At 61.8% G+C, this 10362-nt stretch carries 5 protein-coding genes and 5 pseudogenes; 5 read left to right on the forward strand and 5 right to left on the reverse strand.

All coding sequences use genetic code 11. From position 1 onward, the window contains the following. Positions 1 to 151 (reverse strand): annotated as a pseudogene (locus tag ESZ60_RS19780) (IS110-like element ISMmg1 family transposase); the annotation flags it as partial. A 63-nt stretch (positions 152 to 214) separates the two neighbouring features. On the opposite strand from ESZ60_RS19780, the pseudogene ESZ60_RS19785 reads away from it, so the two are divergent. Next, positions 215 to 690 (forward strand): annotated as a pseudogene (locus ESZ60_RS19785) (IS5 family transposase); the annotation flags it as partial. A gap of 297 nt (positions 691 to 987) precedes the next feature. Here ESZ60_RS19785 and ESZ60_RS19790 read toward each other — a convergent pair. Next, positions 988 to 2129, reverse strand: a pseudogene (locus ESZ60_RS19790) (transposase). 239 nt (positions 2130 to 2368) lie between these two features. After that, positions 2369 to 3268 carry a LysR family transcriptional regulator gene (locus tag ESZ60_RS19795; RefSeq protein ID WP_134682390.1) on the reverse strand — a complete coding sequence of 300 codons (900 nt, stop codon included), beginning with the start codon at positions 3266 to 3268 and terminating at the stop codon, positions 2369 to 2371. A gap of 114 nt (positions 3269 to 3382) precedes the next feature. On the opposite strand from ESZ60_RS19795, the gene xdhA reads away from it, so the two are divergent. From xdhA to guaD, 4 genes are read left to right on the forward strand one after another with little or no spacing between them, the layout of a single operon-like run. Further along, positions 3383 to 4828, forward strand: a complete 1446-nt coding sequence (gene xdhA, locus ESZ60_RS19800; protein ID WP_134682391.1) for a xanthine dehydrogenase small subunit — start codon at positions 3383 to 3385, stop codon at positions 4826 to 4828. After that, positions 4825 to 7122: a xanthine dehydrogenase molybdopterin binding subunit gene (xdhB, locus tag ESZ60_RS19805; RefSeq protein ID WP_134682392.1), complete on the forward strand. Its 2298-nt coding sequence runs from the start codon at positions 4825 to 4827 to the stop codon at positions 7120 to 7122. The genes xdhA and xdhB overlap by 4 nt, the downstream gene beginning before the upstream one ends. Next, positions 7119 to 7859, forward strand: coding sequence for a xanthine dehydrogenase accessory protein XdhC (xdhC, locus tag ESZ60_RS19810; RefSeq protein WP_134682393.1), 741 nt, complete (start codon positions 7119 to 7121; stop codon positions 7857 to 7859). The genes xdhB and xdhC overlap by 4 nt, the downstream gene beginning before the upstream one ends. After that, positions 7847 to 9121, forward strand: a complete 1275-nt coding sequence (guaD, locus tag ESZ60_RS19815; protein ID WP_134682394.1) for a guanine deaminase — start codon at positions 7847 to 7849, stop codon at positions 9119 to 9121. The genes xdhC and guaD overlap by 13 nt, the downstream gene beginning before the upstream one ends. 318 nt (positions 9122 to 9439) lie before the next feature. Here the strand turns inward: guaD and ESZ60_RS19820 are convergent. Together ESZ60_RS19820 and ESZ60_RS19825 are read right to left on the reverse strand one after the other, a co-directional pair. Further along, positions 9440 to 9670, reverse strand: a pseudogene (locus tag ESZ60_RS19820) (IS256 family transposase); the annotation flags it as partial. Between the two features lie 53 nt (positions 9671 to 9723). Further along, positions 9724 to 10362 (reverse strand): annotated as a pseudogene (locus ESZ60_RS19825) (transposase); the annotation flags it as partial.

Genomic DNA, 10362 nt, shown 5'->3' on the forward strand with positions numbered 1-10362 from the left:
TGGCCATGATGCAGGCCGGTAGCTTCGACGCGAAGGCGATAACGCCCTCCCGACGCAATCGCCGACGCATCACGACTGTCCCCGCCCGGTCGAGACCGACGACACTGCAACTGTTCTTGCCCAGATCGATGCCAAGGATGAAAATGCTCATGGTTCGCTCCTTCCTCCTTTGAACACCGACATCCTACACAGAGGTCGGCGGGAGGGGCGGGCCATCCATAAAGGGGGGCGTGGACGCCAGATCGGGCGCGCCAAAGGGTTCGTAGGATCAGGAAACTGTCCGGGGGACAGTTTCCCCGGAGAACGGAACACCACGCTGCACGCCGTTGCTGATGCGAAAGGGCGGCTGATCGGGTTCTTCATGTCGGCCGGGCAGGTCAGCGATTACACTGGCGCGGCGGCTCTGCTGGGTAGCCTGCCGAAGGCAGGGTGGCTTTTAGCCGACAGGGGCAATGACGCCGATTGGTTCAGAGAAGCGTTGCAAGACAAGGGGATAAAGGTTTGCATCCCCGGCCGAAAGTCCCGCAAAAAGGCAGTGAATACGACAAGCGCCGCTACAAACGCCGCAACCGTATCGAGATCATGTTCGGCCGCCTCAAGGACTGGCGGCGCGTAGCCACGCGATACGATCGGTGCCCGGAAATGTTCTTCTCTGCGATCATGCTCGCCGCAACCGTCCTGTGCTGGCTGCGAAAGTCAGTGAGTCTGCAGCCTAGCAAGCTTAGTCGAAGGTCTGAAGCAACTCCTGATCGACTTCAAAGCTACCTGAGAGAAGCGCGCCCCGCCCGCAACATTTATCCGTCAAGGGAAACCGCAATCTCGGAACGGCAGCTTAGGGGAGAGGTCGTGTGAAAACTGCTTGTCCGTGACAGGTGATGTCCGCTGTTTGAGGGATCGCGCCATCTTTTCAAACCCAGTCGTTGGATTTCGGAATACGGCTTCGAAAACGGGCTTTCCGACAGCATATCTGGCGGCAGCGCGGCCGGATCAGGCTCGGATCGCGCGCATCAGTCCTGCGATCCCGATCAGCGAGATCATGCGTTTGATATTGTAGGCGAGGACGTTGAGTGCCATTTCCGTCCCCACACTTTTAAGGCCTCGCGTCAGGAAATGGCTGTGCCCCATCCATGCCTTGATGGTGCCGAAGGAATGCTCGACGGTTGAACGACGAACCCTCATCGGTGCGCCAGAGCCGCGCCGCCTGGCATTTGACGCATCGACAAGATGCTCATGCTCCCACCGTGAGACCCGGCGCTCGTGTCCCGATGTGCAGAGCGATCCTTGAGATCGCACCCCTTGCATGCGTTGGTCCAGTAGCGCCGCATGAGCAAACCCTGCTGCTCAGTCGTGGTGCGATGCGTCAAAGCCTGACCAGCCGGGCAACGATACACATCGGCATCCGGCTCATATGCAAAGTCGGCCTTCACGAAGTGCCCCTTGGCTCGGCTGCCCGTTGTGTCCGAGCGTGGCACAGTGGCGGTAATACCTGCCTCGTGGCATGCTAGGATCTCGTGGGCGCTGAAGTAGCCCTTGTCGGCAAGAATGTGCATCTCCTCCAGTTCAAGCACGTCCTTGGCTTGCTTGCCCATCCGTGACAGAAGATCCCGGTCATGGCCTTGGTTGGTGACCTCGTGGGTCACGATCAGATGGGTCTCGGCATCGACAACGCTTTGAACATTATAGCCGACATGCCCGCTGTGCTACGCGCGGGTCGCCATGGCGCGCGCATCGGGATCGGTCCGGGATATCTGACCGTCCGGGCATCGTCCAACGCCTTCTCCATCTCCAGAAGCCGTTCGATCTCGCGCCGGATGCCATGATATCGGCCTGTCAGATGAGCGGCACGTTCTGCCCTGATCTCGCCGGCCTCCTGACGGTCGATCCGTTCGGCTTCCTCGATATACCGCCCCACCTCTGCTTCCAGATGCGCAAGGCGGCTGGCGATCTTCCCTTTGCTGACGGCCAGTCCGCGCGGCAGCGTGGCGATGGAAACCGATTGCAGCCAGATCAAGTTCATCGACGAAAATATCGACTACACGAGCCAAGTTATCTTCCGCCACCCAATCATCCAGGCGCTCGGGAAAAAGTGTGGTTTGATCCCGGCTGACACCCTCGATGATACCCGCCATGCAAAACCTCCCAACCCCGTGAAAGGATAGCACAAAAAGGGTTTTTTGCACAGGCTCGGGAGTTCGCGGCCTTTCAGGGCAAGCGGCGGACCCGCCGGTCAAATGGGCAGAGATAGCCTCATCATGCCGCGGTCCGAAGCGCATTTCTCCGTCGGTAGGGGCAACCTGGTCTGCCCCCATACTCCAGCCCTGCGCCACTACCTCGCGGATTATCGTCACACCGTTAAACCGCCGACCACCTAGGCCCCCAGATAGCGCTTCGACTCGCGTGCGATGTAATCGGCAAAGAGCCGAACCTTGGGGTCCTGCAAGCGGCGATGGGGGGTCAATACGCCGAATTGCGCGGGCGAAGGTGGGGAGTCCGGTAGCACCAGCGCCAGGCGTCGGGCGGCAATATGCTCGGAGACCTCATAAAACGGACGGTTCGCGATGCCGCAGCCATCCAGCGCCCATTCGGTCAGCACATCGCCGTCATCGGCATCGAAATGGCCATTGACCAACATCTTCTGCGGACCCTCGGGCGTATGCAGCACCCAGTAATATTCCGGGCTGCGCGGATAGCGCAGCAGCAGGCAATTATGCTTGACCAGATCCTCGGGCTTTTCGGGCGTTCCGTGCTTCTCGAGATAATCCGGCGTCGCGACCAGCACACGTTTGCACTCGGCGATGCGCCGCCATTTCAGCGCGGAATCCTGCGGCTCGCCCAAGAAGAACGCGAGGTCGATCCCGTCCGCTATAATGTCCACATTGCGGTCCGACAGCCGCAGCCGGATCTCGACGCCGGGATATTCCTCGCAGAATTTCGGCACCAAGGGCGAGATGAGTCGCCGCCCCAACCCCAGGGGCGCGGTCACCCGCAGCGCGCCATGCGGCATGCCGGAAAAGCCTGAAACCACCGCCTCGGCCTCGTCCAGGGTCTCGATCACGCGGCGGGCGCTTTCATAGAAGGCGCGCCCCACCTCGGTCGGGACCAGCTTGCGAGTCGTGCGATTGAGCAGCCGCACCCCGAAGCGAGTCTCTAAATCCTTGATGCGATTTGAGGCAACTGCCGGAGACATGCGCAGATCGCGCCCCCCCGCCGTAATGGATCCAAGTTCGATGACGCGGACGAAAACCCGCAGACTTTCAAGATATGGCACGGTTCGAACCCGCTTCTTTCAATGAACGGCTGAAAGTCTTATGCTCATTCCGTGATTTCGCAAAGGTCAATTCGCATCTAGGCTTTTCCTCGGAGCGACCCGAGCGAGGACTTGATGGGCAGCGAGCTGCGTTTTCTTCTCAACGATACCGAGATCCGCCTGACCGAGGCGGGGTCCCGAGACACATTGCTGGATTTCCTGCGTCTGAACCGCCGTTTGACCGGCACCAAGGAAGGCTGCGCCGAGGGCGATTGCGGTGCCTGCACGGTCCTTGTGGGCCGCCTGCATCACGGTCATCTGCATTATGAGCCGATCAACGCTTGCATCCGCTTCCTCGCGTCCTGCCACGGCTGCCATATCGTCACCATCGAACATCTGCGCGGCCCGCAGGGTGGGTTGCACCCGGTTCAGGCGGCCATGGTCGAGCATCACGGCAGCCAATGCGGCTTCTGCACGCCGGGCTTCGTCATGGCGCTTTACGGTCTTTGGATGCAGAACCCCTGCCCCGATATGGGCGCGATCGAAACCGCGCTGCAGGGCAACCTCTGCCGCTGCACGGGCTATGAACCGATCGTGAAAGCCGCCTTCGCCGCGGGCGAGGCCGGCGGTCAGCATATGGACGCCCTTGCCGTCGAACGCGACCGCGTGACCGCCACCCTGCAAGCCATCCCCCGCGAGCGTGTCGAGATCGCGCGCGGCGATGACCGCGCCATTCTGCCGAAAGACGCCGGAGATCTGGCGCTGGTTCTGGCCGAAAACCCCAAGGCCACCATCGTCGCCGGAGCGACCGATGTCGGCCTCTGGGTCACGAAATTCCTGAAAGACATCTCTCCGGCGGTGTTCATCGGGCATCTGGCGGACCTGAAACGTATCGAGATCACGCCGGGCCAGATCACCATCGGCGCGGGCGCGACCTATACCGAATTCGAGCCCTTCGTGCTGGCCCATTTCCCCGAGGCGCTGGATTATTGGCGGCGCATTGGTGGCTGGCAGGTCCGGAATGCCGGGACCATCGGCGGCAATGTGGCGAACGGCTCTCCCATCGGGGAAACGCCGCCCCTGCTGATCGCCTTGGGCGCGACGATGACTTTGCGCAGCGCCGAAGGCACCCGCGATATCCCGGTCGAGGAATATTTCATCGCCTATGGCAAGCAGGACCGCCGCCCCGGCGAGTTCGTGGAAAGCATCCATGTGCCGCTGAAAGGCGATGCCCGCATTGCCGCCTATAAGGTCTCGAAGCGGCAGCATGCGGACATTACGGCCTCGGCGGCGGCCTTCCGTGTCGAAACCGACGGCGCGACGATCATCGACGCCCGCGTGGCTTTCGGCGGCATGGCGGCGACGCCCAAACGCGCAGCAAGTGCCGAGGCCGCGCTGAAGGGTCAGCCCTTCACCGCCGAAACCTTCGAAGCAGCAGCAAAAGCCGTCGCCAATGACTTCCAACCGCTCAGCGACTGGCGTGCCAGCGCCGAATACCGCCAGCAACTGGCTGCCAATTTCTTCCGCCGCTTCTGGCTTGAACAATCCGGGGCCGAGCACCGCCTGAGGAGGGTCGAATGAAACAAGACGTAGAAGTGAGGGGAGCGGCCCATAGCTCGATCATCCATGACTCGGCGGAAAAGCATGTCACCGGACGCGCCGATTATACCGACGACATCGCCGAGCCCATCGGCACCTTGCATGCCTATCTGGGCCTCTCGACGGTCGCGCATGGCACGATCACGGCAATGGACCTGTCCGCCGTGCGCGAGGCCCCCGGCGTGCATCTGGTTCTGACCGCGGATGACATTCCCGGCGTCAACGATATCAGCCCGAACGGCCTGCATGATGACCCGGTCTTTGCTTTCCCCGAGGTGCAATTCCTTGGCCAGCCGATCTTTGCGGTGATCGCCGAAACCCGCGATCAGGCCCGCCGCGCCTGCCAATTGGCGCGCGTCAGCTATGAAGAACTGCCCTTCGCGCTGGATGTGATCTCGGCCCGCGATGCCGGGATGGGCTATGTGACGAAGCCCCTCAAGCTTACCCGTGGCGACATGGCCGAGATGGAGCGCGCCCCGCGCCGTCTCTCCGGTCGCCTGACCGTCGGCGGACAGGAACATTTCTATCTTGAAAGCCAGATCGCCTTCGCCGTCCCCGGCGAGGATGAGGATGTGATTATCCATACCTCGACCCAGCACCCTTCGGAGGTGCAGCACATGGTCGCGCATGTGCTGGGCACGGCGGCGCATTCCGTGGTCGTCAATGTTCGCCGCATGGGCGGAGGCTTCGGCGGCAAAGAAACCCAGATGAACATCTTCTCGGTCATCGCCGCTCTGGCCGCGAAAAAACTGAACCGCGCCGTCAAGCTGCGCCCCGACCGCGACGACGATTTCCAGATCACCGGCAAGCGGCATGACTTCGTCATCGACTATCAGGTCGGCTATGACGAAACCGGCAAGATCCACGCGGTGAATGGCGATTTCTATGCACGTTGCGGTTTCTCGGCGGACCTCTCCGGTCCGGTGACCGACCGCGCGCTGTTCCATGCCGACAACGCCTATTACTACCCCGCGGTCGAGCTGCGCAGCCACCCGATCAAGACCAATACCTGCTCGAACACCGCCTTCCGTGGCTTTGGCGGCCCCCAAGGCGTCATCATGGCCGAGCGGGTGGTCGAAGATATCGCTTATGCCCTTGGCCGCGACCCCTTGGAAATCCGCCGCCTGAACCTTTACGAAAACGGCCAACTCACCCCCTATCATCAGGAGGTCGAGGACCAGATCCTGCCGCGCATCTTCGATGAGCTCGAGGCCAGCAGCGACTATCAGGCCCGGCGTCAGGCGATCATCGACTGGAACGCGCGGGGTGGCGTGATCCGCAAGGGCATCGCCATCACTCCGGTCAAGTTCGGCATCAGCTTCACCGCGACCTGGTTCAACCAGGCGGGCGCGCTGGTCCATATCTATTCGGACGGCTCGATCCACCTTAACCATGGGGGGACCGAGATGGGTCAGGGGCTGAACACCAAGGTCGCGCAAGTCGTGGCCGAGGCTCTTGGCGTCACCATTGACCGCATCAAGATCACCAAGACCACGACCGAGAAAGTGCCGAACACCTCGGCCACGGCGGCCTCGTCTGGTTCGGACCTGAACGGCATGGCGGCGCTGGATGCCTGCAACCAGTTGATCGCCCGACTGACCGCCTTCGCCGCCGAGGCCAAGGGCGTCCCCGTCGAGTTGATCACCATCGGCGAGACGGTCCGCATCGGCGCCGAGGAAATCCCTTTCGAGGAATTCATCAAGACCGCCTATATCGCGCGTATCCAGCTTTCGGCGGCGGGTTTCTACAAGACGCCGAAAATTCATTGGGACCGCAACACGGGACGCGGCCGGCCCTTCTACTATTACGCCTATGGTGCGTCCTGTTCCGAGGTCTCGGTCGACACGCTGACCGGCGAATATGTCATCGAGCGTGCCGATGTGTTGCATGATGTGGGCCGCAGCCTCAACCCGGTTCTGGACAAAGGGCAGGTCGAAGGTGCCTTCGTGCAGGGCACCGGCTGGCTGACCAGCGAAGAACTGTGGTGGGACAAAAAGGGGCAACTCAAGACCCATGCCCCCTCGACCTACAAAATCCCGCTGGCCTCGGACCGGCCCAAGGTCTTCAACGTCGCGCTGGCCGATTGGTCGGTGAACCGAGAAAACACGATCAAGCGCTCCAAGGCCGTCGGCGAGCCGCCCTTCATGTTGGGGATCTCGGTCTTCCAAGCGCTGAACATGGCCGTGGCCTCGTTCAACGACTACCGCGAAAATCCCCGCATCGACGCACCCGCCACGCCCGAGCGCGTCCTTATGGCAATCGAGAAGCTCAGATGATCAAAGTCACAGTCATACGTGCGCGGGGGTCCGCCCCGCGCGAGGCCGGCGCCGCGATGATCGTGACGCCCGACGGGATCAGCGGCACCATCGGCGGCGGCCAGCTGGAATATATGGCCATCGACCGCGCGCGGCAGATGCTCGCGCGCGGTGAGGATGCGGCCAACATGGACATCCCCCTTGGCCCCGAGATCGGCCAATGCTGCGGCGGCAGGGTGGAACTCTCCCTGACCCGGATCACCGAGATGCCCGCCGAGCCTGAGCATCCGCAGGTGCTGGTTTTTGGGGCGGGCCATGTCGGCCGCGCGCTCTCTCGCGCCTTGGCCCTGCTGCCTTTGCGCCCGATCCTGATCGACCAGCGTGCGGATGAACTGGCCATGGCGCGTGGCGAAACGGTCCTGACCCCCCTGCCCGAGGCCGAAATCCGGTCGGCCCCCATCGGCACATCATATGTGATCCTGACCCATGATCACGCGCTGGATTTCCTGCTGACCTCCGAAGCGCTGCGTCGCAAAGACGCGCCCTATATCGGCATGATCGGCAGCAAGACCAAACTTGCGCAATTCCGCCGCTTTGCCAGCGCACAGGGCCTCACGACCGAGCGCCTGACCTGCCCCATCGGCGCCGGTTTTTCCTCGGACAAGCGTCCCGAGATCATCGCCGCCTTCACCGCCGCCGAGATCACCGGCAGGCTCACCCAAACTATTTCGGCAGCCCAAATCACATGCGACAACTGATCCGAGGGCGGACGCTCTCTTTCCACGCGGACCCTGCTGTCTCCGAGGAGTCTTTCACCTATCTCGAAGACGGCGCGATCATCGTCGAGCATGGCAAGATCGCCGCCATCGGCGATTATTCCGCGCTGCGCGAAGACGGCCTGTCTGAGATCGACCACCGCCCGAACCTGATCCTGCCCGGCTTCATCGACCCGCATCTGCATTTTCCGCAGGTTCAGGTCATCGCCAGCTGGGGCGCGCAACTTCTGGATTGGCTGAACACCTATACCTTCCCCAGCGAGGCCCAGTTCAGCGACACCGACCACGCGGCCCGCATGGCCGATGCCTTCCTGAAGCTGCTTTTGTCACATGGCACGACTTCGGCTGTGGCCTTCTGCTCCAGTCACGCCCAATCAGCCCAAGCGCTGTTCGCCGCCGCCGAAGCCCGCAACATGGCGATGATCGCGGGCAAGGTGATGATGGACCGCAACGCCCCGGCGGGCGTTTTGGACACGCCTCAATCCGGCTATGACGACACCAAGGCGCTGATCCAGAAATGGCACGGTCGGGGCCGCCAGCGCTACGCAATCAGCCCCCGCTTCGCCATCACCTCGACCCCCGAGCAGATGGAGATGGCAGGCCAGCTCGTCCGCGAGCATCCCGATTGCCACATCCAGACCCATCTGAGCGAGAACCTCGCCGAAATAGAATATACTTTAAGCCTTTATCCCAAGGCACGGGACTATCTCGATATCTATGAGCATTACGGCCTGCTCGGTCCGAAAATCCTGCTCGGCCATTGCATCCACTTGCGCGAGCGCGAAATCACCCGCATGGCCGAAACCGGCAGCCGCGCGATCTTCTGTCCGACCTCAAACCTGTTCCTCGGTTCGGGCCTATTCGACGAAGCGGGCCTGCGCGCCGCAAGCGTCCCCACTGGCATCGCGACGGATATTGGCGGCGGCACCAGCTATTCGATGCTGCAAACCCTGAACGAGGGCTATAAGGTCCTGCAGCTTCGCGGCCAGAAGCTGCACCCCTACGCCGCCTTCCATTGGGCAACACGCGGCAATGCGCTTGCGCTTGGGATGGAGGACCGCATCGGCACGCTCGCCCCCGGTTCAGACGCGGATCTCGTGGTGCTGAACAGCCGCGCGACACCCGCAATGGCGCTGCGCATGGAAAAGGCTGAGACGATGGCCGAAGAATTGTTCGTCCTGCAGATCATTGGCGACGACCGCGCCGTGGCCCAGACCTATGTCGCGGGACGACCAATGCTGTGATTGTCGCGGTTGAGGAAGAGACAAAGAAAGAAAATGAGTGCGCAAAAGAAAGCAGAAGCGTGCGCAAAGCCTGTCAAGACCTAAACTGGCAGAGTGACTGTTCTTCTTGAGATGAGGGCCGAAACCTGGGCGCGGCGATAGATCCTCCGACAACCCGCCACGGGGCTGATGTTGTTGCGCCCTAGAACGCGATCGAGTTCGGTCCAAGTCAGGCCAGCCTCGATGGCGAGTTTGCGATAGCTGATGAAGTCGTGATGAAAGTCCGCGATTTCCGTGGGGCTCAAAGCGGAGATATGGGCGAAAGTTGGTGACGCGTGATCAGGCGGCGACTTGAAGTTGGCGGAGGCCGTCTCGGAACTCAACCGCTTGGATGATTTCCGGCAGGTGGTTCTGGCCATCGAGTTTGCGCCATTTCCGCTGCGCGGACATCATCAGCTTGAAGGCCATGGCAAGTCCGGTCCTGCGGCTAAGGCATCCCTTGGTGCGCTTCGTGCGGTGTCGAACGGTGGCGAAAGTGCTTTCAATTGGATTCGAGGTCCGGATGTGTTTCGGGAGTGTCCTGAACTTTGTGTATCCGGGTCGGCCCATGCGGTTTGGGATATTCAAGCGTCGAAGCGCTCGCCGAACATCATGGCGAACTGGTTGCGGGCCGCAAACCATTCCCGGACATTTCGGCCGTCCTTCTCGAAGTTGCGGATGGCCAGATAGATCAGCTTGGTCGCGGCCTCGTCGGTCGGGAAGGAACCCCTCGTCTTGATCGATTTCCCGATCACGCGGTTCAGGCTCTCAATCGCGTTGGTCGTGTAGATGATCTTGCGGATCGCCGGATCGAAGCCGAAGAACGGAATCACTTCCTGCCAAGCCCTGCGCCGGGCCGGGGCGATAGACGCGTATTTCTCCGCCCATTTTTCCTCGAAGGCGTCGAGCTCGACTTCGGCCATATTGGCCGTCGGGGCGCTGTAAATCCGGCGCAGATCGGTGGTATGAGGAGGATCAGAAACAGTCCGGGGGACTGTTTTCCCGACGATTGACCCTTGCGGTCCTTCCAGGAACAGAAGTTCAGGGAATGGCGCACCAGATGCAGTGAGCCAGCGAAGGCGCCATCGGTCCGAGCCCGCTGGCGAACGCAGGTCTGAACCATGGCGTCCGGGAAGGCCGCCGTGATCGCCTCGGGGATCGAAGGCAGACCGTGGCCCCGGCGGGGCCGCGTAAGCTGCCGGAGACTTGAGCCCATCCACGAC

The sequence above is a fragment of the Paracoccus ravus genome, assembly GCF_004522175.1.
GTDB classification, from domain to species: Bacteria; Pseudomonadota; Alphaproteobacteria; order Rhodobacterales; family Rhodobacteraceae; genus Paracoccus; species Paracoccus ravus.